This is a genomic window from Streptomyces sp. NPDC017520 (assembly GCF_044329855.1).
Lineage (GTDB): Bacteria > Actinomycetota > Actinomycetes > Streptomycetales > Streptomycetaceae > Streptomyces.
On record NZ_JBIRKB010000018.1, the window covers coordinates 1 to 26,147 of the forward strand.

Below are 26,147 nucleotides of genomic sequence, written 5' to 3' on the forward strand. Positions count from 1 at the left end.
AACTCGTCGACTACGGCGTCGTCGGCGACCTCTTCACGGTCGTGCCCCAGCTCACCGAGGAGATCAACACCCGCAAGGGCTGACCCTTCCGGAGAACACCCCGCCCCGGGCCGCACGGTGAACCCCACCGCGCGGCCCGCGGCCGTTCCGGCACCGTCGTCACCGCCGTTCCTCGGCCGGACGTGACGCGGGATCCCGGTCGCCGCGGTCCTGCGCGCCGAGGCCGAACGTGGTGAAGGCGGTGCGTTCGGGCAGCGGGTAGAACTCCTTGCCCGTCAGCGCGTTGATGATGACGGCCGAACGCCAGGCGGCCAGGCCCAGGTCCGGTGCGCCGACGCCGTGCGTGTGCCGTTCGGCGTTCTGCACGAAGACGGAACCAACTGTCTCCGGTGCCAGAACGAGCCGTTGGGCCGCGTCGACCTGCGGACGCCCGGCTTCGTCGCGGACGATGTACGGGTCGAGAGCGGCGAGCAGCGTGTCGACGGGGCGTTCCCGGTATCCGGTGGCGAGGACGACGGCGTCCGTGACGAGCCGGCCCCGCGCCTCCTGCTGGCCGTGTTCGACACCGAGTTCGATGCGCCCTGCCTCGGTGACGGTGGCGTCGGTGACCTCTATGCCGGGGGTGAGGGTCACCTCGGGCCAGCTTCCGCCGAGGCTGCGCCGGTACAGCTCGTCGTGGATGTCCCCGAGCGTCTCCGCGCTGACGCCCTTGTACAGCTGCCACTGGCGGGGCAGGAGCCGGTCCCGGACGGCCTGCGGAAGTCCGTGGAAGTAGCGGGTGTAGTCCGGGGTGAACTGCTCCAGGCCGATCTTGCTGTACTCCATGGGCGCGAAGGCGGGCGTACGGGCCAGCCAGGTCAGCCCCTCCGCGCCCTCGGGGCGGGAGCGCAGCAGGTCCAGCAGGACCTCGGCGCCCGACTGGCCCGAGCCGACGACGGTGATGTGGCGGGCGGCCAGCAGCCGGTTCCGCTGGGAGAGGTAGTCGGCGGAGTGCAGTACGACGGCGGCCGGGTCCTGGACCAGCTCCCGCAGCGGTTCGGGGACGTGAGGAGCCGTGCCGACGCCGAGGGCGAGGTTGCGGGCGTGGGCGAGCCCGGTGGTGAGCGTTTCCCCGTCGGGTCCCAGCCTGGTGAACTCCACGGCGAACGCGTCCTGTCCGGGGTCCCAGGCCACCGTGTCGACCCGGTGGCCGAAGCGGGTGGCGGGGAGCTCGGTACTCACCCAGCGCAGATAGTTGTCGAACTCAGAGCGCTGAATGTGGAGTTGCTCGGCGAAGTAGAACGGGAAGAGCCTGCGGCGGACCTTGAGGTAATTGAGGTAGGACCAGGGGCTGGTGGGCTCGACGAGGCTCACCAGATCCGCCAGGAAGGGCACTTGGAGTGTCGCGCCCTCGATCAGCAGCCCGGGGTGCCAGTGGAAGGCGGCGCGCTGTTCGTGGAAGACGGTGCGCAGCCCGGGGACGCCGTCGGCGAGCGCGGCGAGAGAGAGGTTGAAGGGCCCCGCCCCCACTCCCAGCAGGTCGAGGGGCGGCGTGCGCGGTCCGGGCGTCATCGGGTTCCTCCGGCGGGGGTCGCTGGATCGGTGGGGGGTCGTCCCGGGCGCGTCCTGTGCGTCATGGCGACAGCCTTTCCGCCACGGGGGCATCGGCGTCTTCGGCCACCTCCGCTTCGGCCGCCTCCGCTTCGGCCACCGCACGGTCCGCCGCCGCCGTGACGAGGTCGAGCAGGGGCAACAGGTCGGCGGTGGCCACGTCCGGGTGCAGCAGGGTGGCCTTCAGCCACAGGCGGCGCCGGCCGTCGCCGTCTTCCGCCACCGCGCGGCCGAGGACGGCGCGCCCCTCGGCGAGCAGAGCACGGCGGACAGCGGCGACCACGGCGTCGCCCGCCTCGTCCGGCAGCGCGTCGGCCACCGCGGGGCGGAACAGCACGGTGCTGATCCCGATGTCGCCGGGGCGGCGGCGCAACGCGGGGCGGGCGTCGACGGCCCGGCCGACCTCCTGTGCCGTACGCACGCAGTGCTCCACCAGTTCGCCGAGCCCTCGGCGGCCGAGCGCCCGGAAGGTGACCGCCATCTTCAGGGCGTCGGGGCGCCGGGTGGTGCGGATCGAGCGGCCCAGCAGGTCCGGGAGTCCGGCCTCGGTGTCGTCGTCGGCGTTGAGGTAGTCGGCGCGCAGGGACAGCGGCGCGAGCATCGCGGCGTCCGCGACGGCCAGCACTCCGGCGGCGACCGGCTGCCAGCCGAGTTTGTGCAGGTCGAACGTTACGGAGGCGGCGTGCTCCAGGCCCGCGAGCAGCGGGGCCAGCCGCTCGCTGAACAGCAGCGGACCGCCGTAGGCGGCATCGATGTGGAGCTGGGCCGCGTGCCGCTCGGCGACGCGGGCGATCTCCGGCAGTGGGTCGATGCGCCCCTCGTCGGTGGTGCCTGCGGTGGCGACGACCAGCAGCGGCGCTCCGGCGAGGGCGGCCAGCGCGTCGTCCAGAGCAGCCGGGTCGATCCGGCCGTTGCGGCAGGCTACGACCACGGGGGCGGGCAGACCGAGCATCCACGCGGCGCGGTGGACGCTGTGGTGGGCGTTGGCTCCGGTCACCACCCGGAGGGTGCCGGAGGCTGCCCGCTCCCGGGCGAGGAGCAGGGCGACCAGGTTGGACTCGGTGCCGCCGCTGGTGATGAGGGCGTCGGGGGCGGGGGCCTCCGGGTGGACCAGGCGGGCCAGTGCGGCCGTGGTCAGCTCTTCGATCACCCCGGCGGCGGGCGCCTGGTCCCAGGAGTCCATGGAGGGGTTGAGGGCCGCCCCGGCCAGGTCCGCCGCGACGGCGACGGCGAGCGGCGGGCAGTGCAGATGGGCGACGCAGGCGGGGTCGGCCGGATCGGCGGCCCCTTCCGCGACCGCGCGGACCAGGCCCCCGAGGGCGGCCTCGGGCCCGATGCCCTCCTCCGGCAGGACCGGGGCGCAGAGGGCGAGGGTGTTCCGGGCCACGGCCTCGGGCCCTCCGGCGGGCAGCGGGCCGCCCCGGGCCGGGGCGGCCTTCTCCAGCGCGTCCAGGACGATCGCGGTGAGGGCCCGTAGCCGGACCGGCCCGTGCGCGCCGCCCGCGACGAGGCCCTCCCGCGGACCTCCCGGGCCGGGAGCCGGCTGCGTACCGTCGCTCACACCCCACGCTCCACGGGGAGTTCGCAGGACGGCAGGCCCTGAGCACGCAACATGGCGAAGCCCTTCGGTCGGAGTGCGCGGCGGGTCGTGCGGGTGTGCCGCCCCGCACGGGGCGGCACCGGTCACGGAAAGATCCACAACCGGGTATTCGGTGGTTAGGCTAACCTAACTCCGGCCGTGCGAAGGAATACGTTCCCGCCGTACGGGGCGATCCACCGTGGTCCGAACTACCGTTCCCCCGAGCGTAGTCGGGACGGAGCCGACAGCCCATGCCGGCATGAGCGCAGGCGCCTCCTCCGGCCTGCGCAGACGCGGCGTCGAGCCAGGCCCCGGCCGAGGACGCCCTCTCCGGAGCCGTACGGCCAGGGCCCGGTGCGGGAGTGGTGGTGACCGCTCCCGCACCGGACCCGGATCACGCCGCTTCGGTGGGCAGCTCCTCGGTGAAGTCCAGGGCCAGCCCGTCGACGGTGGCCTTCGCCAGGACCGCCAGCGCTTCGCCGAGCCGCCCGAAGTAGGAGGCGACCAGCAGTCGGGGCCGGTCGGCGTGGCCGCCGAGCTCGCGGTAGGCGCGGGCGGCGGCGAACACCGCGTCCGGCCCCAACTCCGGCACCAAATAGTGGTAGTTGGTGTCGAATCACTTCGTCATCTCCAGCGGGGCGACGTCCTGTGTGCCCCGGGCCATGGCGAAGTAGCCGTCGAGGGCGTCGGCGCCGACGGCCTCGCGGTGCCGCTCGGGGACGGCGCCGACCATGACGCTGGTGTCCAGGACATGGTCGTAGTACGCGAAATCACCGGTCGGCACCTCGGGGGCTCCAGCCTCGGCGAGCTGCTGCCAGGTTCCCCGGCGCAGCTCGGCGGCGGTCTCCCGGAGGGCGTCAGCGTCGACGCGGCCCTTCCCGTAACCCTCGATGACCTTCTTCAGTTCACGGTTCCGGCCCTGGCGGGGGTAGCCGTACACGGTGGCCTGTGCTGCCGCGGCTGCGGGCTTCGCCGTCACGTGACTCTCCTTCGCGAGCGTGTCTGCGGGACAGACCCCGGGACGGGACGCGGACGCGGACGGATGACGCATCGGGCGGAGACCGGGACACGTGGAACCGTGTCCGTCCGCCCGATGGTTACGCCGACCCGCCCACGAGGTCACCGAGATCTCCGCACGCGAACGGGTCGCGTGCGGGAAACGGGCAGGTCTTCGGACTCGCGGGCACGTCTGCCGGGGCAGACACCCAATGACCGTCGCTTCCCAGACCCGGCCGGGCCCAGTGCTGCGGATGGTGACGTGGGGAACGGGTCGGCGGACTGCCCCCGACTCGGGTCGGACTCCGTCGCGGCGGGACACCGCGACGGGCCACGCCCGTTCTCCGCCCGTTCGGCCGTTCGTCAGGCGCGTGCTGACCGCCAGTCAGCTCGGGCGCGTTCACTGGACGTGACAGTGACACAGATGTAACCGAATGGCGTAGCGACTGCGGAACCACCGAGCGTCACAAGCCGTTCTTCTTCCCACTACACGGCCGCCGACCCGCGGCGAGGCCGACCGAGGAAACGGAAAACGCCAGATGAAGAAGACAGTCGGGTGGGCCCAGGACGGCGACGACTGGACGATCACCGTGAACGGCACGCTGTATCGCGCGATCGAACGACCGGCGGACGGCCGGGTGCACAACTACCTGGTGCGGGGCGACGACCTCACCGCCGAATGCCCGAGCCTGGGGCACGGGCTCGGCATGATCAGGGCGCACGAGACCCGGCGCTGAACAACCCTGACACCCGCTGTCGGTCCGACGACGAGGTGCGGAGGCCCTCCCCGCCCGCGCCTCGACGTGGGCCCGTCAGTCATCGGCCGTCAGTCGCCGCCCGCGCCGGGCGGTCGGCTCAGCAGGTAGGTGTCCATGATCCAGCCATGCCGTTCGCGGGCCTCCGCACGCAGCCTGCTGATCCGGCCGGCCATCTCGTCGAGCGGGCCGGAGACCAGGATCTCCTGGGGGGTCCCGATGTAGGCGCCCCAGTGGATCCACCATCCCCTGCCCGTCAGCTGCGTGAAGCTCTCGTGGCCGTCGAGCATCACGACAAGGTCGCAGTCCTCGGGGAATCCCTGGGCGAGACGTCGTCCGGGGGTGATGTGGACGGGGCGGCCGACCCGGTTCAGGGTGACGCGGTGCCGGGCGGCGAGGGCGGAGACACTGCTGATGCCGGGGATCACCTCGTGGCTGAATTCCACCGTTCCGCGGCCCCGGATGTCGTCGAGGATCGCGAGAGTGCTGTCGTACAGGGACGGGTCGCCCCACACGAGGAAGGCTCCGCACTGCCCCGGTGCGAGCTCCTGGGCGATCAGGCGTTCACAGATGTCGGCGCGGCGGTGGCGCCAGTCGTGCACCGCCGAGGTGTAGGGCCCGGTGTCCTGCTGGGTGCGGTCGCGCCACGGGTCCTCGGCCTCGACGACGCGGTAGGGACCGGTCAGGTGTTCGTCGAGGATCTCCCGCCGCAGCCGGGTCAGCGCGTCCTTCTCCTTGCCCTTTCCCAGCACGAAGAAGACGTCGGCCCGGCGCATGGCCTTCACCGCGGCGAGCGTCAGATGGTCGGGGTCGCCGGCGCCCATGCCGATGACGAGGATGTGGCGGGGTGCGTCGCTCATGCCGGCCGATCATGCCAGGGGCGGGCGGGATGAACCGGTCCCGCGCATGCGTTGTAGACGTTTGTGTCCGGCTCACAACGGTGGCCGGGCCCCTAGGGCGGAGGCATGGCTGTGCACGGTGAGTACAAGGTTCCCGGCGGCAAGCTGGTCGTGGTGGACCTGGAGGTAGCGGGCGGGGCGTTGCGGAACGTCCGCGTCGCCGGGGACTTCTTCCTCGAACCCGACGAGGCGATCCTCGCGATCGACGCGGCCCTGGAGGGCGCCCCGGCCAACACCGACACGGCCGGGCTCGCGGCCCGGATCGAGGCGGCGCTGCCCGACTCCACGGTGATGCTCGGACTGAGCGCGGAGGGCGTCGCCGTCGCCGTACGCCGGGCGCTCGCGCAGGCCACGGAGTGGAGCGACTACGACTGGCAGCTGATCCACGAGGCCCCGCAGTCGCCCGCGCTGCACATGGCGCTGGACGAGGTCATCACCGCCGAGGTCGCGGCGGGGCTGCGACCGCCGACGCTGCGGGTCTGGGAGTGGGACTCCCCCGCCGTGATCATCGGCAGCTTCCAGTCGCTGCGCAACGAGGTGGACCCGGCGGGCGTCGAGCGGCACGGCGTGGACGTCGTACGCCGGATCTCCGGCGGCGGCGCGATGTTCGCCGAGCCCAGCTCCACCATCACCTACTCGCTGGCCGTGCCGCAGTCCCTGGTCTCCGGTCTGTCGTTCGCCGACAGCTACGCCTATCTGGACGACTGGGTCCTGGAAGCCCTCGCGGACATGGGCATCAAGGCCTGGTACCAGCCGCTCAACGACATCGCCACCGAGGTCGGCAAGATCGCCGGGGCCGCGCAGAAGCGGATGGTCGGGCCGGACGGCGGGCCGGGAGCCGTGCTGCACCACGTGACCATGGCGTACGACATCGACGCCGACAAGATGCTGGAGGTCCTGCGGATCGGCAAGGAGAAGATGTCCGACAAGGGCACCCGGTCCGCGAAGAAGCGCGTCGACCCGCTGCGGCGGCAGACCGGGCTCCCCCGCCAGACCGTCATCGAGCGCATGATCGAGTCGTTCCGCAAGCGCCATGGGCTCACTGCGGGCAGCGTGACGGACGCCGAGCTGGCGCGCGCCGAGGAGCTCGTACGCACCAAGTTCGGTACGCCGGAGTGGACCGCCCGGGTGCCGTAGGAGGGTGGCCCGGGGTGCCGTGGAAACGTCCCGGATGCGCCCGGGCGGTCAGTCGACGGTCACCACGACGGAGTGCCAGCCGCTCGCACCGTCGGGGACCGTCTTGGTGCGCTCCTCGGTCTGGAGCTCGCCGGTGCCGTCGGTGGCGCGGACGGTCAGGGTGTGACCACCGGGGGTCGCCTTCCAAGGGTAGGACCACTGGCGCCAGGTGTCGACGGTGCTCTGTTCGGCGAGTTGCGCCGGCCGCCAGGGACCGTCGTCCACCCGGACCTCGACCTTCTCGATGCCGCGGTGCTGGGCCCAGGCCACTCCCGCCACCATCACCGTGCCGGCCTCCGGACGCCCGAAGGGCTTGGGGGTGTCGATCCGGGACTGGGTCTTGATCGGGGCCTCGCGCGCCCAGTCGCGCTTCCCCCAGTAGGCGTCGTAGTCGTCGAACGTGGTGAGCTCGATGTCCTCGATCCACTTGCAGGCGGAGACGTACCCGTACAGGCCGGGGACGAGCATCCGGACCGGGAACCCGTTGACGAAGGGCAGCGGTTCGCCGTTCATGCCGACGGCGAGCATCGCGTCCCGGCCGTCCATGACGTCCTCGACGGGGGTGCCGAGCGTCATGCCGTCCACCGAGCGGGCGACGATCTGGTCGGCCTCGCCGCCTCGGGACGGCGGTTTGACGCCCGCCTCCTTCAGCAGGTCGGCCAGGCGCACGCCGATCCACCTGGCGTGACCGATGTAGGGTCCGCCGACCTCGTTGGAGACGCAGCAGAGGGTGATCTCGCGTTCGATCAGAGGGCGTGCCAGCAGATCCTGGTAGGTGAACTCCAGGTCCCGGCGTACGCCCTTGCCGTGGATGCGGAGCCGCCAGGAGTCCGCGTCGACCTTGGGAACCACGAGGGCGGTGTCGACCCGGTAGAAGGAGTCGTTCGGGGTGGTGAAGGGGCTGATGCCGCGGACCCTCAGCTGTGCGCCCGCCGGGATCGGCTGCGCGGGCGAGGCCGGCTTCGGCAGCGTCACGGCCTCGCGGGAGGCGACGGCGTTCTGGCTGCTGCGGCTGTTCAGCGCCCGGCCGAGGGCGCCGGCCGCCGTGGACGCGGCGGCCGCGGCGGTGGCGGCGATCACGAAGCCCCGCCGGTCCCAGCCGGCCTCGTGCTCCTGCACGTCGTCCTGTCCGCTCTCCCGCCCCCGCTCCTGACCGGTGGACCGGTGCGGGCGGGTGAGCCGGCCGATGAGGACGTACAGCAACACGGCCCCGACGACCGCCCCCAGCAGGGACGGCAGCCCGTCCACGAGCCCTGTGGAGTCCGGCCTGCCGACGGCGGCCGCCGCGCCGACCACACCGAAGAGCAGGACGGCTGCGGAGCCGGCCCGCCGGTGCCGCAGCGCCAACAGGCCTACGGCCAGGGCGAGCAGGGCGAGCGTGACGACGATGCCGAGTTGCAGGACGAGCTTGTCGTCCTCGCCGAAGTTCCGGATCGCCCAGTCCTTCACCCCGGCGGGCGTCCGGTCGATGGCCGCTCCGCCGACCGCTGTCACGGGACTCGCCTCGGGCCTGACGGCCGCCGAGACGAGCTCGGCGACGGCCAGCGAGGCGAATCCCGCGAGCAGTCCGCTCAGGGCGGCGAGGGCGCCGCGGGTCAGGGCTTTCCGGCTGATACTCACGGTCGTCATTCGGAGCCCCGTCCCCTGCGGATTGGTCCTTCACCCGTACGGTCTCCGAACGCGAACCGCCCCGGCGGGCGCAGGGCCTGCCGGGGCGGTTCGGTGAGGCGGACGGCTCCGCCTCGCATCAGGTCAGGCGAGGGTCGCGATGGCCTGGTTGAACGTGGCGGACGGGCGCATGACCGCCTCGGCCTTGGCCGGGTCGGGCTGGAAGTAGCCGCCGATCTCGGCCGGGGAGCCCTGCACCGCGATCAGCTCGGCGACGATGGTCTCCTCCTGCTCGGCCAGCGTCTTGGCGAGCGGCGCGAACGCCTCGGCGAGCTTCGCGTCGTCGGTCTGCCGCGCCAGCTCCTGGGCCCAGAACAGGGCCAGGTAGAAGTGGCTGCCGCGGTTGTCGATGCCGCCGAGGCGACGGCTCGGGGACTTGTCCTCGTTGAGGAAGGTGCCCGTCGCCCGGTCCAGGGTGTCGGCGAGGACCTGCGCCCGCGCGTTGTCCGTGGTGGTCGCCAGGTGCTCGAAGCTGACCGCGAGGGCCAGGAACTCGCCCAGGCTGTCCCAGCGCAGGTAGTTCTCCTTGACGAGCTGCTGGACGTGCTTGGGGGCCGAGCCGCCCGCACCGGTCTCGAAGAGACCGCCGCCGTTCATCAGCGGGACGACGGAGAGCATCTTCGCGCTGGTGCCGAGCTCCAGGATCGGGAAGAGGTCCGTGAGGTAGTCGCGGAGTACGTTGCCGGTGACGGAGATGGTGTCCTCGCCGCGGCGGATGCGCTCCAGGGAGAAGGCGGTGGCCTCCTCCGGGGTCTTGATGGAGATGTCCAGGCCGTCGGTGTCGTGGTCGGCGAGGTACGTCTTCACCTTGGCGATCAGGTTGGCGTCGTGCGCGCGGGTCTCGTCCAGCCAGAACACGGCCGGGTTGCCGGTGGCACGGGCGCGGGTGACGGCGAGCTTGACCCAGTCCTGGATCGGCAGGTCCTTGGTCTGGCACATCCGGAAGATGTCGCCGGCGCCGACGGCCTGCTCCAGCACGACCGCGCCGCTCGCGTCGACGACGCGCACGGTGCCGGTGGCGGGGATCTCGAAGGTCTTGTCGTGGCTGCCGTACTCCTCGGCCTTCTGCGCCATCAGACCGACGTTGGGCACGGAGCCCATGGTCGACGGGTCGAAGGCGCCGTTGGCGCGGCAGTCGTCGATGACGACCTGGTAGACACCGGCGTAGCTGCTGTCCGGGAGGACGGCGATGGTGTCGGCCTCGTCGCCGTCCGGACCCCACATGTGACCCGAGGTGCGGATCATGGCGGGCATCGAGGCGTCGACGATGACGTCGCTGGGGACGTGCAGGTTGGTGATGCCCTTGTCGGAGTCGACCATCGCGAGGGCGGGGCCCTCGGCGAGCTCGGCCTCGAAGGACGCCTGGATCTCGGCGCCGACGTCCGGCAGCGATTCCAGGCCCTTGAGGATGCCGCCCAGGCCGTCGTTGGGGGTGAGGCCCGCCGCGGCGAGCTGGTCACCGTACTTGGCGAAGGTGTTCGGGAAGAAGGCGCGGACCGCGTGGCCGAAGATGATCGGGTCGGAGACCTTCATCATGGTGGCCTTGAGGTGCACGGAGAACAGCACGCCCTCCGCCTTGGCGCGGGCGACCTGCGCGGTGAAGAACTCGCGCAGCGCGGCGACGCGCATGACGGCCGCGTCGACGACCTCGCCCTTGAGGACGGGCACGGACTCCCGGAGCACGGTGGTGACGCCGTCGTCACCGTGCAGCTCGATGCGGAGCGAGCCGTCCTCGGCGATGACCGCGGACTTCTCGGTGGAGCGGAAGTCGTCGACGCCCATCGTGGCGACGTTCGTCTTCGAGTCGGCGCTCCAGGCGCCCATGCGGTGCGGGTGGGCCTTGGCGTAGTTCTTGACGGAGGCGGGGGCGCGGCGGTCGGAGTTGCCCTCGCGCAGCACCGGGTTCACGGCGCTGCCCTTGACCTTGTCGTACCGGGCGCGAACGTCCTTGGCCTCGTCCGTCCGCGGGTCGTCCGGGTAGTCCGGAAGCGCGTAGCCCTGCCCCTGGAGCTCGGCGATCGCGGCCTTGAGCTGCGGGATCGACGCCGAGATGTTCGGCAGCTTGATGATGTTCGCGCCGGGCGTCCTGGCCAGCTCGCCGAGCTCGGCGAGAGCGTCATCGATACGCTGCTCGGCCTTGAGGTGCTCCGGGAAACTGGCGATGATCCGGCCCGCGAGGGAGATGTCACGGCGCTCGACCGTGACGCCTGCGGTCGAGGCGTAGGCCTCGACGACGGGCAGGAACGAGTAGGTCGCCAGGGCAGGGGCCTCGTCGGTGTGCGTATAGATGATGGTCGAGTCAGTCACCGGGTGCTCCGCTCCACGTCTGCAACATTGCTTGACATCAAGATATCTCTTCAACGTGCCAGGCTCCACAAGGCCCCCGCGCGGCTTCACACACCGTGGGCGCGTCCGGGTGCCGAGGTCGGGCCCTCGTCGGTCCGCGACCGGGGCTCCACCAGCCCGGACTCATAGGCGAAGACCACGAGCTGGGCCCGGTCGCGGGCGCCGAGCTTGATCATCGCGCGGCTCACATGGGTCTTGGCGGTGAAGGGACTGACCACCATGTGGACGGCGATCTCGTCATTGCTGAGGCCCCGGGCGGCCAACGCGGTGACCTCCCGCTCACGTCGGGTGAGGGACTCCAGTCCGGGGGCGGTGGAGCGGTCCGGAGGGCGGGCGACGAACTCGCCGATCAGCCTGCGGGTGATCGCGGGCGAGAGGAGGGCGTCGCCTGCGGCGGCGACCCTGATCGCCCGGAGCAGTTCGGCGGGCTCGGTGTCCTTCAGGAGGAAGCCCGCGGCTCCGGCACGCAGCGCCTCGAAGACGTAGGCGTCCAGTCCGTAGTTGGTGAGGATGACGACCCGCACCGGGGCCAGGAGGGGATCGGCGGTGATCGCGCGGGTGGCCTCGATCCCGGTCATCACGGGCATGGTGATGTCCAGGAGCGCCACATCGGGCGTCTGCTCGCGGACGAGGTCGAGCCCGGCGCGGCCGTCCGCGGCCTCCCCGACGACCTCGATGTCCTCCTCGGCGTCCAGCAGGGCCCGGAATCCGGCGCGCATCAGTGCCTGGTCGTCGATGATCGCGACGCGCAGGGGGCCGCGCGCGCTCACCGGGCGCTCACGGTGCCGGGCAGCGGAAGGGTGAGTGGAAGTTCCGCGTGGACGGCGAATCCGCCGTCCGGTCGAGGGGCCGCGACCAGGGTGCCGCCGAGCGCCGCGACGCGTTCGCGCATGCCGGTGAGCCCGGTGCCCGGGGTGATGGCGGAGCCGGGCGCGCACGGGCCCTCGTCGAGGACCGCGACGGTGAGGATCCGCTCCGCGTAGCCGATCCGCACGGCGGTCCTCGCCCGGCCCGCGTGCCGGGCGACGTTGGTCAGGGCTTCCTGGACGATGCGGTACGCGGTGCGGTCGACGTCCTCGGGCAGGGTGCGCGCGTCGCCGTCGGTACGGACGGACAGCGTGATCCCGGCCGCCCGGGCGCGTTCGGTCAGCTCCCCGATCCGCGCCAGTCCCGCGCCCGTGGACAGGGGCTCCTCCGGCCCGTCCGTGCGCAGGACCTCCAGCGTGGCGCGCAGTTCGCGCATGGCCTCGCCGCCCGCCTCCTGGATGGCGAGCAGGGCGGGGTCGACGGTGGCCCCGCGCTTGCGGGCGAGGTGGACGGCGACGCCCGCCTGGAGCTTCACGATCGAGATGGAGTGGGTGAGCGAGTCGTGCAACTCGCGGGCGATGCGCAGGCGTTCCTCTCCCGCTCGACGCAACGCCGTCTCCTCGCGGGTACGTTCGGCGTCCAGCGCCCGCTGCTCCGTCTGGTGCAGATAGGCCTGCCAGTTCTTGTCGATCAGTCCGGTGACCGAGGCGCAGAGGAACCAGCCGAGCAGGAGCAGCGCCCGCTCGACGGTCTCCTCCGCGCCGGGCCCGGAGACGGACAGGACACCGGCGTATCCGGCGAGGAAGGCCGCCCCGGCCCCGATGCCGTACGCCCGGTGTCCGCTGCGGGCGGCGGCGTGGACGGCGACGACGACCGGGAAGGCCGCCCAACTGCCGGGCTGGGCATGGACGACGTACCCGAAGAGGCACAGGGCCGTCACCGCGAGGACCGCCCGCGGGGCGCGCCGGTGTCCGGCCAGGGCGAGCGAACCGGTCCCGATGAGCAGCAGGTCGAGGGCGCTCGGCGAGGAGGCCGCCCAGGCCGCCGCGGCGACCGCCGCGGTGATGGCGGCGGCGAGCGCCCCGTCCAGCAGATACGCCCGTCGTGCGCTGTCCCCCTGCATGTGCGGAGCCTAACGCCGGTACGGTGGCGGCCGCGTCCTCCTCGGAGAGGGGCCCGGGACTACTCCCGGGGAAGTAGCCGGGCGTCCGGCCGGCCCGTGCGGAACAGCCCCGACTGCCTTCCCCCGTACGACGCACCGAAGCGCTCACGACCGCCAGTATCCGGGGCATGACCTCACCTTTCCGCTTCACCTCACCCGAACCCGCCGACAGGACGACGGGAACGGCCGCCGCAGTCCACGCCCAGCTGACCCGCGACTTCGGTATCGAAGGCGCTCTGCCGTTCGTCGCGCTGTCCGCCGCGCCCGATCTGATGGCGGGAGCCTGGGCCCTGATGCGGGAGTCCCTGCTGTCTGGCCACGCCTCGCGAACGGAGAAGGAGTTGGTGACGTACGGGGTGTCGCTGGCCAATCGCTGCCCGTTCTGCGTGGGCGCGCACACCCTGCTGCTGTACGCGGGCGGCGACCGGCAACTGGCCGGTTCACTGGCCCGGGGCGAGCGGCCGGCGGACCCGGTCCACGCTCGACTGCTGGCCTGGGGAGCTGACATGCGGGGGCCGTGGCCCTTCGCCGCCGACGACGCACCGGAGTTCGTGGGCTCCGCGCTGGCGTTCCACTTCATCAACCGGATCGTCTCCGCCCTCGTCGACGAGGAGGCGGCGTCCGGCGGCGCTGACCCGGCCGAACTGCTGGACACCGAGGCGGGGCACGCCCTGGTCCGTGCGGTTCGTGCCCGCCCGGAGCCGGGGCTGAGCCTTCCGCTGCTGGGGACCGGGAGCCCGCAGCCGTCCTGGGCCGCGGGCACCCCCGTGGGTGCGGCCTTCGGCGCCCTGCGGGCGGCGGCCCACGCGGGCGCCGGGCTGCTGGACGAGCCGGACGCCGCTTACGTACGGGAATCGGTGGCGGCCTGGGACGGGTTCACGCCGCTGCCGCTGACGGATGACGGGCTGCCGGACCGGGCGGAGCGGCCGGGGGCCAGGCTGGCGCTGCTCGCGGCGCGGGCCCCGTACCGGATGACGACCGAGGACGTGAAGGCCTGGCGGGTACCGCCGTTCACCGATCACTGTCTGGTCCACCTGGTCGCCTTCGGCGCGATGCTGGCCGTGGAACGGGTGGAGGCGGGGCTGGCGTCCCAGGGGTGAGCTCGGGCCGTCAGGCCGGCGGGCGGTGCTCGTACCAGCGCAGGTCGTCCTCCAGTTGGGCGGCGAGCGCGATCAGCCGCTCCTCACTGCGGGAGGGACCCAGGAGCTGGGCGCCGACGGGGAGCCCGGACCGGGTGAAGCCGGCCGGGACGTTCACCCCGGGCCAGCCGAGGACGTTCCACGGCCAGGCGTAGGGGCAGGCGGCCGCCATCGTGAGGTCGGTGCGCCAGGCGCTGAGGCGGTCGAAGGCACCGATCCGGGGCGGCGGCGCGGCCGTGGTCGGGGTGAGCAGCACGTCGAAGCCGGAGGCGTCGAAGAGGGCGCCGATCCTGCGGTGCTGGCGCACTTCACGGGCGCGGGCGGCCCGCACCACCCGCCCGCCCAGCCGCGTCCCGGTCCGCAGGGCGCTGCGGGTGCGCGGGTCGAGCAGGGCCGGTTCGGGGTGGCGGGCGGCGAATTCGGCGATGCCGGCGGTGGCGCGGGGGACGAAGGCGAGGCCGATCAGCCCGTACCGGGGGCGGGCCTCCTCGACGTGGTGGCCGAGCCGGGCGAGGGTCTCGGCGAGCGCGGTGACGGCCCGGCGCACCTCCGGGTCCGGTCCGGCGCCGGTGAGCGTGAGCGGGGGACGCCAGGCGAGGGCGATGCGGAGGCGGCCCGGGTCACGGCGGGCGGCATCGGCGGCACGCACGGCGGGCGGTCGGTGCCAGTCCTCGGGGTGCGCTCCGGCGACGGCGTCCAGGAGCAGCGCCGCGTCGGCGACCGTACGGGCCAGGGTGCCGTTCACGGTGAGGCCCTGGAAGGCGTCGCTGTACGGGTGGACCGAGATGCGCCCACGCTGCGGTTTGATGCCGACGAGGTGCGTCCACGCGGCGGGGATGCGCACGGATCCGGCGCCGTCCGAGCCGAGGGCGGCGGGGACGAGTCCGGCGGCGACGGCCGCGGCCGATCCGCCGGAGGAGCCGCCCGGGGTGTGCGCGGTGTTCCAGGGGTTGCGGGTGGCGCCGAAGGCGGGGCCTTCGGTGAAGGGCCACTGGCCCAGTTCGCAGGAGTTGGTCTTGCCGACGACGACGGCTCCGGCGGCGCGCAGTCGACGGACCGCCTCGCTGTCGGAGGCGGCCGGGGGGCGCTCCCCGTCGCAGCCGAAGTGGGTGGGCAGGCCCGCCACATCGGTGTCGTCCTTGACGGCGACCGGCACGCCGAGGAGCGGCAGCCGCTCCCCCGCCGCGAGCCGCCGGTCGGCCTCCGCGGCGTCGGCGAGAGCCGCCTCGGTGCGCAGGTGGCGGAAGGCGTTGAGCGTGGGCTGCGTCGCCTCGATGCGGGCGAGGGCGTCGGCCACGAGTGCGGTGGAGGTGGTGGCGGCGTCGGCGAGTCGGCGGGCGCTCTCCGCGAGTCCGGGCCCCGGCCCCGGCCCCGGCCCCGGCGGCGGAACGGAGGCGGTGGGGCGGGGGCCGCGTCCGGGTTCCCGTACGGCCGGACCGGTCTGCTCGGTGGGCTTGGCTTCGGTGGGCTCCGCTGAGGACATGGGCGCGCCGCCTCCCTCGTGGTGCGGGCCGACCGGTCGTCCCGGCTGCGCCCACACCTACTTACTGGAGGGTAACGAGAGGAGGCGGCGCGCTCAACCGTTCCGGCCGGAACGGGGGACCCGCGGCTGTCGCCCCGAGGTCACGGACGGACGTGGATCTCGCCGATGCCGGTGCCCAGGCTCCCGCAGTGGGCGGTGGACTGGCCGGACTCACCGGGCCTGAGGGTGACGTGCTCGCCGTCGACGTCCGGGGACCAGCCGCAGACGAGGTGGACCCAGAAGATCTGCGTCTGGCTGCCGTTGTTGCGGCAGAGCGCGAAGCCCGTGTAGTCGTCGATGGCGTGCTTGCCGGTGTCGCAGGAGAGGCCGGGCGGGATCGCGGCCGGGGCGGCGGTCGCGGTCGACGCGGTGACCGGAACCGCCAGCGCTGCCGCCATGGAGGCTGCGGCGACGGCCCGCCGAGCGGACCGGAACCGGTCGCTCCCCGTGAACGGCCTCTTCCCCGTGAACAACTTCATGGTTCTCCCTGACGTGCGTGACGTGATGCGTGACGTGATGCGTTCTTACGGTGATCCCGGGCGGGATCACCACAGCTCTGCCCACCCTCCGTAACGAGAAACGCGTTCACTTCTCACGCTCCGTGCGCGCGCCGGGCGGCTCCCCCGCTCGCGGCGTACGCTCGAATGTGCCGGTTCCCATGGAGCGCACCCCCTGACCGGGGCGTTTTCGAGGAGGCGCTGTGAGCGCACACCGTTGGGCCGCACGTGCGGCGGCAGGGGCCGCGACCGTTGCCCTCACCCTGACGAGTGGCGTGGTCGCGCAGGCCGATGACGACATCGACTCGCTCTCCGCCGAGGAGATCGCCGACCGCTCGCGCGACGCCCTGCTCGATGTGGACTCCCTGCATCTGAGCGCACGCGGCAGCATCGACGGGGCCGGGCCGGATATGCGCCTGGACCTCACGCTGGACCGCGAGGGGAACTGCGCGGGCGGGGTCGACATGGGCGACGACGGTTCGGTGGAGATCGTCAAGCGGGGCGACGACGTCTGGCTGAAGCCGGACGCCGCCTTCTGGAAGAACCAGGTGCCGATCGGCGGCTCCACCTTCGACGCGATCCTCGACGGCCGCTATATGAAGGCCGAGGCCGAAGACCCCCGGCTGCTGAGCGTGACCGAGATCTGCGATCTCGACACCTTCCGCGAGCTGATCACGGACAACGCCGACACCGCCGGCCGGGGCACCCTGACGAAGGGCGAGAGGACCGAGGTGAACGGTGCGCCCGTCGTTCCGGTGACCCGAGCCGAGGGCGACGAGCGCCTGACGGCCTACGTGGCCGCCGAGGGCACGCCGTACCCGGTGCGGATCACCGTGCGCAGCGCCGACGAGGCAGGGACCGTGGACTTCTCCGGATTCGACCGGCCCGTGCCCACGGCCACTCCCTCGGCGGACGAGACGGTGGATGTCACGGCCCTGCTGGGCCGCAGCATCAAACCCGTCTGAGGCAACGTCCAGAACCGCTCCGGTACCCGTACCTGCCGCCGGGCCGCCTCAACGGCGCTCGACCACCGCTCGACCACCGCTCGACCACCGCTCAGCGGAACGACGGAATGATGTCGGAGCCGTACGCGTCGATGGTGCCCTCGCGGTTGTCGTGCATGTCGTAGACGGCGAACTGGTCCACGCCGAGCTCGCGCAGGCGGTGCAGCTTCTCGACATGAGCCTCGGCGGGGCCCAGGAGGCAGAAGCGGTCCACGATCTCGTCGGGGACGAAGGCGGTGTCGGGGTTGTCGGCACGGCCGTGGTGGCCGTAGTCGTAACCCTGCCGGTCCTTGATGTACGCCGTCAGCTCCGCGGGGACCATCGAGGAGTGTTCGCCGTACTTGGAGACGAGGTCGGCGACGTGGTTGCCGACCATGCCGCCGAACCAGCGGCACTGGTCCCGGGCATGAGCCAGGGCCTGCGGGGAGTTGTCCGCGGTGACGTACGCGGGGGCGGCGACGCAGATCGTCAGCGCATCCGGATCGCGGCCCGCGTCGGTGGCGGCCTGCCGGACGGCCTTGATCATCCACTCGGTGAGGAACGGGTCGGCGAGCTGGAGGATGAAGCCGTCGGCCTTCTGCCCGGCCAGGGCCAGGGCCTTGGGCCCGTACGCCGCCATCCACACCGGCAGCTTCCCGTCCTTCACCCAGGGGATCCGGAGCGGCTGCCCCTCGACCGTCGCCTCCCGGCCCTCCGCGAGGTCCCGGATCGCGTCGATCGCCTCGCCGAGACGGGCCAGGGTGTTGGGAGCGCGGCCCGCGACGCGCATGGCGGAGTCGCCGCGCCCGATGCCGCAGACGGTGCGGTTGCCGTACATGTCGTTGAGGGTGGCGAAGGTGGAGGCGGTCACCTCCCAGGTGCGGGTGCCGGGATTGGTGACCATCGGGCCCACGGTCAGCTTCTCCGTGTGCTCCAGGATGCGGCTGTAGATGACGAACGGCTCCTGCCAGAGCACCGCCGAGTCGAAGGTCCACCCGTAACGGAAGCCGTTGCGCTCGGCGCGGCGCATCAGGCCGACGACGGCGGAGGCGGGCGGGTCGGTCTGGAGGACGAGTCCGAAGTCCATGACGGGTTCTCCTAGTCCAGGTACTGACAGGTGGCTCGGGGGGTGTACATGCCGTGTCCGGCGCGACCGGTGAACTTCCGTCCCTCGATGACGGGTTCGCCGCGCGAGAGCACGGTCTCGACCTGTCCGGTGATGCGTTTGCCCTCGTACGCCGAGTAGTCGACGTTCATGTGGTGGGTCTCGGCGGAGAGGGTCTGTTCGGCGGCCGGGTCGTAGATGACGATGTCGGCGTCGGCGCCCGGGGCGATGGTGCCCTTCTTCGGGTAGAGGCCGAACATCCGGGCCGGGGAGGCGCAGGCGATCTCGATCCAGCGGCGGCGGGTGATGTGCCCGTCCACGACGGCCTGGTGCAGCAGGTCCATACGGTGCTCGACGCCCGGCATGCCGTTGGGGATCTTGGAGAAGTCGCCCCGGCCCATCTCCTTCTGGCCCGAGAAGCAGAACGGGCAGTGGTCGGTGGAGACGACCTGGAGTTCGTTGTTGCGCAGGCCCCGCCACAGGGCTTCCTGGTGTTCCTTGGGGCGCAGCGGGGTGGAACAGACGTACTTGGCGCCCTCGAAGTCGGGCTCGGCGAGGTTGTCGGTGGAGAGGAACAGATACTGCGGGCAGGTCTCGCCGAAGACGGGGAGACCCTTGTGGCGGGCGGCGGCGATCTCGGCGACAGCCTCGTCGGCGGAGACGTGGACGACGTAGAGGGGGGATCCGGCGACCCGGGCGAGCTGCACGGCGCGGTGGGTGGCCTCGGCCTCCAGGGCGACCTTGCGGACGTCCCCGTGGTAGCGGGGGTCGGTGTGGCCGGCGGCGAGGGCCTGCTCGACGAGGACGTCGATGGCGATGCCGTTCTCGGCGTGCATCATGATCAGTCCGCCGTTGCCGGAGGCCCTTTGCATGGCGCGCAGGATCTGGCCGTCGTCGCTGTAGAAGACGCCGGGGTAGGCCATGAACAGCTTGAAGGAGGTGACCCCTTCGGAGACGAGGAGGTCCATCTCCTGGAGCGAGGAGGGGTTCACGTCCGCGAGGATCATGTGGAAGGCGTAGTCGATGGCGCAGTTGCCGTCGGCCTTGGCGTACCAGGTGTCGAGCCCTTCGCGCAGCGATCGGCCCACGCTCTGGATCGCGAAGTCGACGATGGTGGTGGTGCCGCCCCAGGCTGCGGCCCGGGTGCCGGTCTCGAAGGTGTCGGCGGCGTATGTCCCGCCGAACGGCATCTCCATGTGGGTGTGCCCGTCGACGCCGCCCGGGATGACGTACTTGCCCGTCGCGTCGATCCGCCGGTCGGCGCTCCAGCTCGCGGCGGCGTCGGTTCCGTGGGCGGCGAGGGCGGCGATCCGGCCGCCCTCGACGAGCACGTCGGCGTGGATCTCGTCGGACGCGGTGATGACCAGACCACCGTGGATGACGGTGCGGCTCATGGGTGTCTCCTTGACTCGGGGCGCCCCCGCCGACCCTCTGGGCGTACGGCCGGGGCCGCCCCGCGCGGTTCGTATACGTACGGACTCCGCCGGGCGGGGCTCAGCCCGCCGCGTGCAGGGCGTCCGCGAGGATCGCCGCGCCTTCCTCGGCCTCGGCGACGGTCAGGGTCAGCGGGGGGGCGATCCTGAGGACGCTGGTGCTGTGGCCGCCGCCCTTGCCGATCAGCAGTCCGCCCGCGCGGGCCGCTTCGAGGACGGCCGCGGCGGCCTCCGGGTCGGCCTCGTCGGTGCCGGGCCTCACCAGTTCGATGCCGATCATCAGGCCCCGGCCGCGCACCTCGCGCACGGCGGGCGATGCGGCGGCGATGGACCGCAGCCGTTCGATGAGGAGCCCGCCGACGCGCCGCGCGTTGCCCTGGAGGTCGCGCTCCAGGAGGTACGAGAGGTTGGCGAGCGACGCGGCCATGGTGACCGGTGAACCGCCGAAGGTGGAGATGGAGTTGGCGTCGAGGCAGTTCATCACCTCGGCCCGGGCCACCACTCCCCCGACCGACATGCCGTTGCCGATGCCCTTGGCGAAGGTGAGGATGTCCGGCGGCCCGTTCTCGGCATGCGCCTGCCAGCCCCAGAAGTGGTCACCGGTACGGCCCCAGCCGGTCTGCACCTCGTCCGAGATCCACAGCACCCCGTGCCGGTCCAGAACCTCCCGGAACGCGGCGAACAGGCCGTCGGGCGGGGAGGTGAAGCCGCCGACGCCCTGGACGGGTTCGGCGATCAGGGCCGCGGGCCGGCGGGTGTGCCCGAGGAGGTCCTCCAGGTCGGCGACGCACGCCTCGATGAACCGCTCGTCGCTCAACTCGGCGTACGGGCCCCGGGTGCGGACGCCGCCGTGGACGTACAGGGTCTGGAGCGGGGACAGACTCGTGGGCGACCAGGCCTGGTTGCCGGTGATGGAGACCGTGGAGAACGACCGGCCGTGGTAGCTGTTGCGCATCGCGAGGATCTGGTTGGAGCGGCGGTACGCCGTGGCGAGCAGCAGGGCGGTGTCGTTGGCCTCGGTGCCGGAGGTGGTGAAGAAGACCCGGGCGTCGGGGATTCCGGAGAGGGCGGCGACCCGTTCGGCCATCTCCACCATGGGGCGGTTGAGGTAGAGGGTGGAGGAGTGGATGATCCGCCCGGCCTGCTCGGCGACCGCCTTGGTCACCTCGGGCAGGGCGTGGGCGGTCATCGTGGTGAGGATGCCGCCGAAGAAGTCCAGGTAGCGGTTGCCGTTCGCGTCCCAGACGTGGCGGCCCTCGCCGTGGGTGAGTTCCAGGGGGTGGCGGTAGTAGAGGGCCAGCCACTCGGGGCTGACGGCGAGATGGCGCTCGTACAGTCCGCTCACGGCTCCACCAGCCCGTCGTAGGCGTCGGGTCGTCGGTCCCGGTAGAAGGCCCACTGGGTGCGGACCTCCTCGATCAGGTCGAAGTCCAGGTCGCGGACGAGGAGTTCCTCCTCCTTGTCGCTGGCCACGTCTCCGACGAACTGGCCGCGCGGGTCGACGAAGTAGCTGGTGCCGTAGAAGTCGTTGTCGCCGTACTCCTCCTGGCCGACCCGGTTGATCGCGGCGACGAAGTACTCGTTGGCGACGGCGGAGGCCGGCTGCTCCAACTGCCAGAGGTGGCTGGAGAGTCCGCGTGAGGTGGCCGACGGGTTGTACACCAACTGAGCTCCGCCGAGTCCGAGTTGACGCCAGCCCTCGGGGAAGTGCCGGTCGTAGCAGATGTACACCCCGACCTTGCCGACGGCGGTGTCGAAGACCGGCCAGCCGGCGTTGCCGGGCTTGAAGTAGTACTTCTCCCAGAACCCCTTGACCTGCGGGATGTGGTGCTTGCGGTACTTGCCGAGGTACGAGCCGTCGGCATCGATCACGGCCGCTGTGTTGTAGTAGAAACCGGACTGCTCGATCTCGAAGACCGGTACGACGATCACCATGCCGGTCTCGCGGGCCAGGTCCCGCATGCGCCGGACGGTCGGGCCGTCGGGGACCGGCTCGGCCCAGCGGTAGTGCTCGGGCTCCTGGACCTGGCAGAAGTAGGGGGCGTTGAACACCTCCTGGAAACCGATGATCTTCGCGCCCTGCCGGGCGGCCTCGCGCGCGTGTTCCTCGTGCTTGGCAATCATGGATTCGGTGTCGCCGGTCCAGGTCGCCTGGACGAGTGCGGCGCGTACGACGTGGGACATGAGCTGCTCCTTCGACGCGGCGTCAGAGAGCCTGCACGCTTTCTCTACGCACGTAGATCGGTGCATGGATGGAGAACGTAAGCCCGTCCGTCCGGCGGGGCAAGACCATCGCCGTGAACCGGCGGAGTCGATCATGTTTCGCACCCGACCGGTCCACAGCGCGCACGGTCCCGGTCCCCAGTGGCGTTCAAGGCCCCCCGGGACGTCGACACGCCCGGGAGCCTCAGAGGCCCGGCACGCCCGCCACCCGCAGCGCGCGCACCAGGTCCCGCTCCCGTTCCACCGACACCTCGCGGGCCGCCGCCAGGAGCAGGGGCAGCAGCCGGGTCGCGCCGGTCCCGGCCAGCTCGGCGGCCTCCTGCGGAGTGCGTACGCGGACGAAGGCGCCGAGCAGGTCCCGCGCCTCCCGCTCCCGGCCGGCGCCGTCCAGGGCGAGCACCGCCTCCGCCACCTCGGCTGCGGGCCGGGCGACGCCCTGGCGCAGCAGGAGCCCGCAGTCCGCCTCACGCCCGGCGACGGCCAGCGCGCCCGCCGCGGCGGCGAATCCGGCGGGCGGCAGCGAGGAGACCTCCCAGAGCAGAGTCGTCCAGTCGGCGGCGAGCCCGGCCCGGTACAGGGCCACCGCGAGCGCCGGCAGCCGGGGCGCGGGCCAGGCCGCGACCTCGCAGAGCACCACGTGCGCCTCGCCGCCGCGGCCCTCGGCACGCAGCCGGATCAGCCGGGCGACGGCCTCGGCGACGGCCTGCCCGGCGGCCGGATGCGGCAGGGCGTCCGGCGCACGGTCCCGCCCGGCAGCGCCCCGGCCCTCGCGCCCCTCCTGTCCCGCGCCACCGCCGAAGCGGGCGCCGCGCGGGGCGGGTTGACCCGAGTGCGAGGGTGCGGGCGGGCCTGGCTGCGGCGAGGGCGCGTAGCCGGCCCCCTCCGACTCCTCATCGACCTCCAGGCCGGCGAACCGGGCTCCGCGCGGCTTGCTGCGCCGGGGAGCGGGTGCGCGGGCGTCGGCCCGGGCCCCGTCCCGGCTTCCGGCCCCTCCGGTACGCGGATGCCCGGCCACCGCGCCCGGAGCCTCGGCACGCGGCTCGGGGTCCCTGAGGGACCAGGCAGGCCCGGCAGGCGACTCGGCGGCCCCTGCGGGCAGGCCGACGGCCCCTGCGGGCAGGCCGACGGCCCCTGCCCGTCCGGGAGCGGCGACGGTCCCTGCGGGCAGGTCGACGGCCCCTGCCGGTCCGGGAGCGGCGACGGGCCCCGTCCCCCGTCCGTCGGAGTCCTCCGCCCGGAACCAGCCCTCGGGGCCCACGGAGGCCGTCACGGCCGCCAGCCGCCCCCGCAGCTCGGCGCGGCGGGCGGTGGCGCGTTCGTGGTCGTCGCGGGCCCAGGCCAGCGCTTCCGGTTCGGCCGGGACCGGACCGCCGGGCCCGGTCCGGCGCAGTCGTTCCGCCGCCCGGTGCTGCTCGCGGACCATCAACTCCAGCCGGTGGGCGAGCTCCTGGCGCCCGCCGGGCCGCCGGTCGTGGGCGGCCGCGGACGCGGAGTAGAGCGCGGCGGCCCGGACCGAGACCTGCTCGGCGAACCGGGCGCCGCGCAGGGCGGCGAGGTCCGCGAGCAACGACTCCACCACGTCCCAGGGCGGGATCTCCGAACCGTCCAGGCAGGACCGCATGCCGACCGGGTCGCGCCGGGTGAAGACCCCGTACCAGCCGCGTCCGGGGTCCAGCCGTGCCACCAGTTCTCGCAGGTACTGCGCGAACGCTCCTACTTCGTAAGCCTGCTGATGCACCGTCATCGTCGCCCTCGCCGACCGTCGACTGGAGCCTTCCAGTCCGGAGGCATTCGACCGCAGGCGTGTTACGGGTCGGCTACGCGCGGCTTTCGGGCACGATGCGGCGGGAGCACGAGGGGCCCGAAGGGGCTCAGAAGGTGATGGCGATCCCGGTGTGCGGGCGCTTGCCGAGCCGGGCGACCGTCGCGGGCCAGTCGACGAGCCAGAACTTCCAGGTGTACTTGCGCGCCAGCAGCTTGCGCGCCGCGCGGGTGCCGTCCTCGTCGAGGAGCTTCGCCGTGCCCTCCGCGCTGGGGGCCCCTTCGGCGATCCTGCCGCGCAGGTCGCAGACGGTGACGACGACTTCGCCGTTGTTGCGCAGCCGCTTGACCTTCCACGAGTCGGAGCGGGTCCAGACGTACAGCACATCGCCCTCGGCGGCGGCCCAGACGGGCGTGGCTACGGGTGTGCCGTTCTTCCGGTACGTGGTCAGGCTGACGTACTCGCTGCGCGCGAAGTCCTGGAGAGTCACGGCGCGACCCTACGCGCCCCGAGGGGCGACCCGCCGGTCAGGGCACGGCCCGGACTACGCGATCAGCGGGACGGCGGCCGGTTCCGGCGCGCAGCGGCCGAGGATCTCGTCCATGGAGAGGCCCAGCGCGCCGGCAAGGGCGGCCACGGTGAAGAAGGCGGGCGTGGGCGCCCGGCCGGTCTCGATCTTCCGGAGGGTCTCCGCGGAGATTCCGGCGCTCGCGGCGACGGCCGCCATGCTGCGCTCCCCGCGCGCCGCGCGGAGCAACGCGCCTAGCCGTTCGCCGCGCAGGCGCTCTTCGGGTGTCAGAGGGGTGCGGACCATGCGCCCATCGTACTACGGAATGCCATTTCTATACCGTCATTACTATACCGGTTCGACCGGTATAGTAATGGGCATGGTGCACATCAAGACGGACACAGACATCGCAGCGATGCGCGAGGCCGGCCGGGTCGTCGCGCAGATGCTGACCCGGGCGCGGGAGGTGGCGGCGGTCGGCGTGACCCCCCGCCGACTGGACGAGGCGGCCCGCGAGGTGCTGAGCGCGGCCGGGGCCTCCTCGCCCTTCCTGAACTACAAGCCGCACTTCGCGCCCACCCCGTTCCCGGCCGTCATCTGCGTCTCGGTCAACGACGCGGTCGTACACGGCATCCCCTCGGCCGATCCCCTGCGCGACGGGGACCTGGTCAGCGTTGACGCGGGGGCCCTCCTCGGCGGCTGGGCCGGTGACTCGGCGATCAGCTTCACCGTGGGCGAGGCCCGCCCCGCCGACACCCGGCTCATCGACACGGCGAACGAGGCCCTGGCCGCCGGGATCGGCGCGGCCGTGGCCGGCAACCGGATCGGCGACATCGCCCACGCGATCGGCACGGTCTGCCGGAAGGCGGGCTACGGCATCCTGGACGGGTACGGCGGCCACGGGATCGGCCGGACCATGCACGAGGACCCGTCCGTGCCGAACGAGGGACGGCCGGGGCGCGGCATGGTGCTGCGGCACGGCATGGTCCTGGCCATCGAGCCCATGCTGATCGGCGGTGGCGGCGACGAGTTCCGCCACGACGAGGACGGCTGGACGCTGCGGACCACCGACGGCAGCCGTGCGTCGCACGCCGAGCACACGGTGGCGATCACAAACGACGGCCCGCGCGTCCTGACCGCGCTGTGAGCCCCTCTACGGACAGCCCTCCTATGAGCGCCCGACGAACTTCCGGGCCAGTTCCGCTCCCCGGTTCCGCGCCCGTGCGCGGCTCTCGATCGGGGAGACACGGGAGTTCTTGAACGCGATGTAGGCGACCCCCGACCCGACGCCTCCGGTCGACGGGTCGGGATCGATGCCCAGGGTCTTCGCCATGGCGTACGACGCCTCCCCGATGATGCCCGTGGGGCCGGTGTCGCCGATCACGCCGTACCGCACCCGGTCCCGGTACACGACCGCCACGACGCTGCCGCCGGTGAGCCCCGACTTCCGGTAGTCCCACACCTTGCTCGGGCCCGGTACGACCACATGGGGGAGCGCGGCCGAGTCCAGGGGTTCGCCGCGGGAGCTCTGGAACGCGGTCTCCGGCAGGAAATGGGGATCGGTCTTCCGGTTGCAGGCCTTCGTCTTCCGGCCGTCGCAGTCGATGTCCATGTCCGCCTTCCAGAAGACGGCGTCCTTGGTGCCGCAGACGGGCACCGTCGCCTTGGGGCTGCCGCTGTCCGTGCGATAGGCGCCTTTCGAGATCCGGGTGCAGGCGCTGATCTCGGCCAGCAGTTCGGCGGCGGTCGCGGCGGTCGTGTCCCCTTCGACGGCGGACGTGCCGGCCGCTTCCGGCTCCTGCCCGCGTCCGTCACCGGCCCTTGGGCCGGTGGCGGACGCGGGCAGGGCCGCCGCTCCGAGGAGCGCGGCGCCGCAGGCGGCGGATGTCAGGGCGAGCATGCGGGTACGCATGGTGCGGAAGGACCCTTTCCGTAGACCGAGGGGCCCCGGTACGGGTCCCCTCGCGGGCACGCCAAGACCGCGGGGCCGGCACCGC

The 26,147-nt window shown here is 72.5% G+C and carries 22 protein-coding genes and 1 pseudogene; 5 read left to right on the forward strand and 18 right to left on the reverse strand.

The window, feature by feature from the left end; translation table 11 throughout:
• Positions 1 to 159: 159 nt before the first annotated feature.
• From ACH4KB_RS31375 to ACH4KB_RS31385, 3 genes and pseudogenes are all read right to left on the reverse strand, one after another.
• Complete coding sequence (locus ACH4KB_RS31375; RefSeq protein WP_398069361.1) at positions 160 to 1,551, reverse strand: lysine N(6)-hydroxylase/L-ornithine N(5)-oxygenase family protein; 1,392 nt, start codon at positions 1,549 to 1,551, stop codon at positions 160 to 162.
• Between the two features lie 61 nt (positions 1,552 to 1,612).
• On the reverse strand, positions 1,613 to 3,151 hold the full coding sequence (locus tag ACH4KB_RS31380) for a pyridoxal phosphate-dependent decarboxylase family protein (RefSeq protein ID WP_398069363.1): 1,539 nt from the start codon (positions 3,149 to 3,151) through the stop codon (positions 1,613 to 1,615).
• Positions 3,152 to 3,587: 436 nt separating this feature from the next.
• Positions 3,588 to 4,148: pseudogene (locus ACH4KB_RS31385) on the reverse strand (5-methyltetrahydropteroyltriglutamate--homocysteine S-methyltransferase); the annotation flags it as partial.
• 556 nt (positions 4,149 to 4,704) lie between these two features.
• On the opposite strand from ACH4KB_RS31385, the gene ACH4KB_RS31390 reads away from it, so the two are divergent.
• On the forward strand, positions 4,705 to 4,902 hold the full coding sequence (locus tag ACH4KB_RS31390) for a hypothetical protein (RefSeq protein ID WP_398069365.1): 198 nt from the start codon (positions 4,705 to 4,707) through the stop codon (positions 4,900 to 4,902).
• Positions 4,903 to 4,991: 89 nt separating this feature from the next.
• On the opposite strand, the gene cobF is transcribed toward ACH4KB_RS31390, so the two are convergent.
• Positions 4,992 to 5,780 carry a precorrin-6A synthase (deacetylating) gene (cobF, locus tag ACH4KB_RS31395; RefSeq protein ID WP_398069367.1) on the reverse strand — a complete coding sequence of 263 codons (789 nt, stop codon included), beginning with the start codon at positions 5,778 to 5,780 and terminating at the stop codon, positions 4,992 to 4,994.
• Between the two features lie 111 nt (positions 5,781 to 5,891).
• On the opposite strand from cobF, the gene ACH4KB_RS31400 reads away from it, so the two are divergent.
• Positions 5,892 to 6,956: a biotin/lipoate A/B protein ligase family protein gene (locus ACH4KB_RS31400; RefSeq protein WP_398069594.1), complete on the forward strand. Its 1,065-nt coding sequence runs from the start codon at positions 5,892 to 5,894 to the stop codon at positions 6,954 to 6,956.
• Between the two features lie 48 nt (positions 6,957 to 7,004).
• Here the strand turns inward: ACH4KB_RS31400 and ACH4KB_RS31405 are convergent, their stop codons facing one another.
• The 4 genes from ACH4KB_RS31405 to ACH4KB_RS31420 all read right to left on the reverse strand — a co-directional run bounded on the left by ACH4KB_RS31405 (position 7,005) and on the right by ACH4KB_RS31420 (position 12,939).
• Positions 7,005 to 8,624 (reverse strand): molybdopterin-dependent oxidoreductase, encoded by a 1,620-nt coding sequence (locus ACH4KB_RS31405; protein ID WP_398069369.1) that lies wholly within the window; start codon positions 8,622 to 8,624, stop codon positions 7,005 to 7,007.
• A gap of 123 nt (positions 8,625 to 8,747) precedes the next feature.
• Complete coding sequence (locus ACH4KB_RS31410) at positions 8,748 to 10,970, reverse strand: NADP-dependent isocitrate dehydrogenase (RefSeq protein ID WP_398069371.1); 2,223 nt, start codon at positions 10,968 to 10,970, stop codon at positions 8,748 to 8,750.
• Between the two features lie 86 nt (positions 10,971 to 11,056).
• Positions 11,057 to 11,779: a response regulator gene (locus ACH4KB_RS31415; RefSeq protein WP_398069373.1), complete on the reverse strand. Its 723-nt coding sequence runs from the start codon at positions 11,777 to 11,779 to the stop codon at positions 11,057 to 11,059.
• Positions 11,776 to 12,939, reverse strand: a complete 1,164-nt coding sequence (locus ACH4KB_RS31420; RefSeq protein WP_398069375.1) for a sensor histidine kinase — start codon at positions 12,937 to 12,939, stop codon at positions 11,776 to 11,778. The genes ACH4KB_RS31415 and ACH4KB_RS31420 overlap by 4 nt, the downstream gene beginning before the upstream one ends.
• Positions 12,940 to 13,106: 167 nt before the next feature.
• Here ACH4KB_RS31420 and ACH4KB_RS31425 point away from each other — a divergent pair, with 167 nt between their 5' ends.
• On the forward strand, positions 13,107 to 14,078 hold the full coding sequence (locus ACH4KB_RS31425; protein ID WP_398069377.1) for a carboxymuconolactone decarboxylase family protein: 972 nt from the start codon (positions 13,107 to 13,109) through the stop codon (positions 14,076 to 14,078).
• 10 nt (positions 14,079 to 14,088) lie between these two features.
• Here the strand turns inward: ACH4KB_RS31425 and ACH4KB_RS31430 are convergent, their stop codons facing one another.
• Both ACH4KB_RS31430 and ACH4KB_RS31435 read right to left on the reverse strand, forming a co-directional pair.
• Positions 14,089 to 15,600 (reverse strand): amidase, encoded by a 1,512-nt coding sequence (locus ACH4KB_RS31430; protein ID WP_398069379.1) that lies wholly within the window; start codon positions 15,598 to 15,600, stop codon positions 14,089 to 14,091.
• Between the two features lie 140 nt (positions 15,601 to 15,740).
• The gene (locus ACH4KB_RS31435) at positions 15,741 to 16,118 is read right to left on the reverse strand and encodes a hypothetical protein (protein ID WP_398069381.1); all 378 of its coding nucleotides are present in this window, start codon (positions 16,116 to 16,118) and stop codon (positions 15,741 to 15,743) included.
• A gap of 221 nt (positions 16,119 to 16,339) precedes the next feature.
• Between ACH4KB_RS31435 and ACH4KB_RS31440 the strand changes: the two genes are divergently transcribed.
• Complete coding sequence (locus ACH4KB_RS31440; RefSeq protein WP_398069383.1) at positions 16,340 to 17,101, forward strand: hypothetical protein; 762 nt, start codon at positions 16,340 to 16,342, stop codon at positions 17,099 to 17,101.
• Between the two features lie 91 nt (positions 17,102 to 17,192).
• Here ACH4KB_RS31440 and ACH4KB_RS31445 read toward each other — a convergent pair whose 3' ends face one another.
• From ACH4KB_RS31445 to ACH4KB_RS31475, 7 genes are all read right to left on the reverse strand, one after another.
• A complete protein-coding gene (locus ACH4KB_RS31445; protein WP_398069385.1) occupies positions 17,193 to 18,206 on the reverse strand; it encodes a TIGR03842 family LLM class F420-dependent oxidoreductase in 1,014 nt (337 codons plus the stop codon).
• 11 nt (positions 18,207 to 18,217) lie between these two features.
• Positions 18,218 to 19,618 (reverse strand): dihydropyrimidinase, encoded by a 1,401-nt coding sequence (hydA, locus tag ACH4KB_RS31450; protein WP_398069387.1) that lies wholly within the window; start codon positions 19,616 to 19,618, stop codon positions 18,218 to 18,220.
• A gap of 100 nt (positions 19,619 to 19,718) precedes the next feature.
• A complete protein-coding gene (locus ACH4KB_RS31455; protein ID WP_398069389.1) occupies positions 19,719 to 21,002 on the reverse strand; it encodes an aspartate aminotransferase family protein in 1,284 nt (427 codons plus the stop codon).
• Positions 20,999 to 21,841: a nitrilase-related carbon-nitrogen hydrolase gene (locus tag ACH4KB_RS31460; RefSeq protein ID WP_398069391.1), complete on the reverse strand. Its 843-nt coding sequence runs from the start codon at positions 21,839 to 21,841 to the stop codon at positions 20,999 to 21,001. The genes ACH4KB_RS31455 and ACH4KB_RS31460 overlap by 4 nt, the downstream gene beginning before the upstream one ends.
• Positions 21,842 to 22,064: 223 nt before the next feature.
• Positions 22,065 to 23,624 carry a hypothetical protein gene (locus ACH4KB_RS31465; RefSeq protein WP_398069393.1) on the reverse strand — a complete coding sequence of 520 codons (1,560 nt, stop codon included), beginning with the start codon at positions 23,622 to 23,624 and terminating at the stop codon, positions 22,065 to 22,067.
• A gap of 127 nt (positions 23,625 to 23,751) precedes the next feature.
• Positions 23,752 to 24,132, reverse strand: a complete 381-nt coding sequence (locus ACH4KB_RS31470) for a PPOX class F420-dependent oxidoreductase (RefSeq protein ID WP_398069395.1) — start codon at positions 24,130 to 24,132, stop codon at positions 23,752 to 23,754.
• Positions 24,133 to 24,186: 54 nt separating this feature from the next.
• Positions 24,187 to 24,456 carry a helix-turn-helix domain-containing protein gene (locus ACH4KB_RS31475; RefSeq protein ID WP_018961443.1) on the reverse strand — a complete coding sequence of 90 codons (270 nt, stop codon included), beginning with the start codon at positions 24,454 to 24,456 and terminating at the stop codon, positions 24,187 to 24,189.
• 73 nt (positions 24,457 to 24,529) lie between these two features.
• On the opposite strand from ACH4KB_RS31475, the gene map reads away from it, so the two are divergent.
• Positions 24,530 to 25,297 (forward strand): type I methionyl aminopeptidase, encoded by a 768-nt coding sequence (gene map / locus ACH4KB_RS31480; RefSeq protein WP_398069397.1) that lies wholly within the window; start codon positions 24,530 to 24,532, stop codon positions 25,295 to 25,297.
• Between the two features lie 21 nt (positions 25,298 to 25,318).
• Here the strand turns inward: map and ACH4KB_RS31485 are convergent, their stop codons facing one another.
• The gene (locus tag ACH4KB_RS31485; RefSeq protein WP_398069399.1) at positions 25,319 to 26,062 is read right to left on the reverse strand and encodes a glycoside hydrolase family 75 protein; all 744 of its coding nucleotides are present in this window, start codon (positions 26,060 to 26,062) and stop codon (positions 25,319 to 25,321) included.
• Positions 26,063 to 26,147: the final 85 nt, after the last annotated feature.

Bases quoted from the DNA above. Each gene is read 5' to 3' on its own strand.
- map (WP_398069397.1), top strand. From the start codon at position 24,530: ATGGTGCACATCAAGACGGACACAGACATCGCAGCGATGCGCGAGGCC.
- ACH4KB_RS31405 (WP_398069369.1), bottom strand. From the start codon at position 8,624: ATGACGACCGTGAGTATCAGCCGGAAAGCCCTGACCCGCGGCGCCCTC.
- ACH4KB_RS31485 (WP_398069399.1), bottom strand. From the start codon at position 26,062: ATGCGTACCCGCATGCTCGCCCTGACATCCGCCGCCTGCGGCGCCGCG.
- ACH4KB_RS31435 (WP_398069381.1), bottom strand. From the start codon at position 16,118: ATGAAGTTGTTCACGGGGAAGAGGCCGTTCACGGGGAGCGACCGGTTC.
- ACH4KB_RS31425 (WP_398069377.1), top strand. From the start codon at position 13,107: ATGACCTCACCTTTCCGCTTCACCTCACCCGAACCCGCCGACAGGACG.
- ACH4KB_RS31475 (WP_018961443.1), bottom strand. From the start codon at position 24,456: ATGGTCCGCACCCCTCTGACACCCGAAGAGCGCCTGCGCGGCGAACGG.
- ACH4KB_RS31420 (WP_398069375.1), bottom strand. From the start codon at position 12,939: ATGCAGGGGGACAGCGCACGACGGGCGTATCTGCTGGACGGGGCGCTC.
- ACH4KB_RS31460 (WP_398069391.1), bottom strand. From the start codon at position 21,841: ATGTCCCACGTCGTACGCGCCGCACTCGTCCAGGCGACCTGGACCGGC.
- ACH4KB_RS31445 (WP_398069385.1), bottom strand. From the start codon at position 18,206: ATGGACTTCGGACTCGTCCTCCAGACCGACCCGCCCGCCTCCGCCGTC.
- ACH4KB_RS31390 (WP_398069365.1), top strand. From the start codon at position 4,705: ATGAAGAAGACAGTCGGGTGGGCCCAGGACGGCGACGACTGGACGATC.
- ACH4KB_RS31375 (WP_398069361.1), bottom strand. From the start codon at position 1,551: ATGACGCCCGGACCGCGCACGCCGCCCCTCGACCTGCTGGGAGTGGGG.
- ACH4KB_RS31465 (WP_398069393.1), bottom strand. From the start codon at position 23,624: ATGACGGTGCATCAGCAGGCTTACGAAGTAGGAGCGTTCGCGCAGTAC.
- cobF (WP_398069367.1), bottom strand. From the start codon at position 5,780: ATGAGCGACGCACCCCGCCACATCCTCGTCATCGGCATGGGCGCCGGC.
- ACH4KB_RS31430 (WP_398069379.1), bottom strand. From the start codon at position 15,600: ATGTCCTCAGCGGAGCCCACCGAAGCCAAGCCCACCGAGCAGACCGGT.
- hydA (WP_398069387.1), bottom strand. From the start codon at position 19,618: ATGAGCCGCACCGTCATCCACGGTGGTCTGGTCATCACCGCGTCCGAC.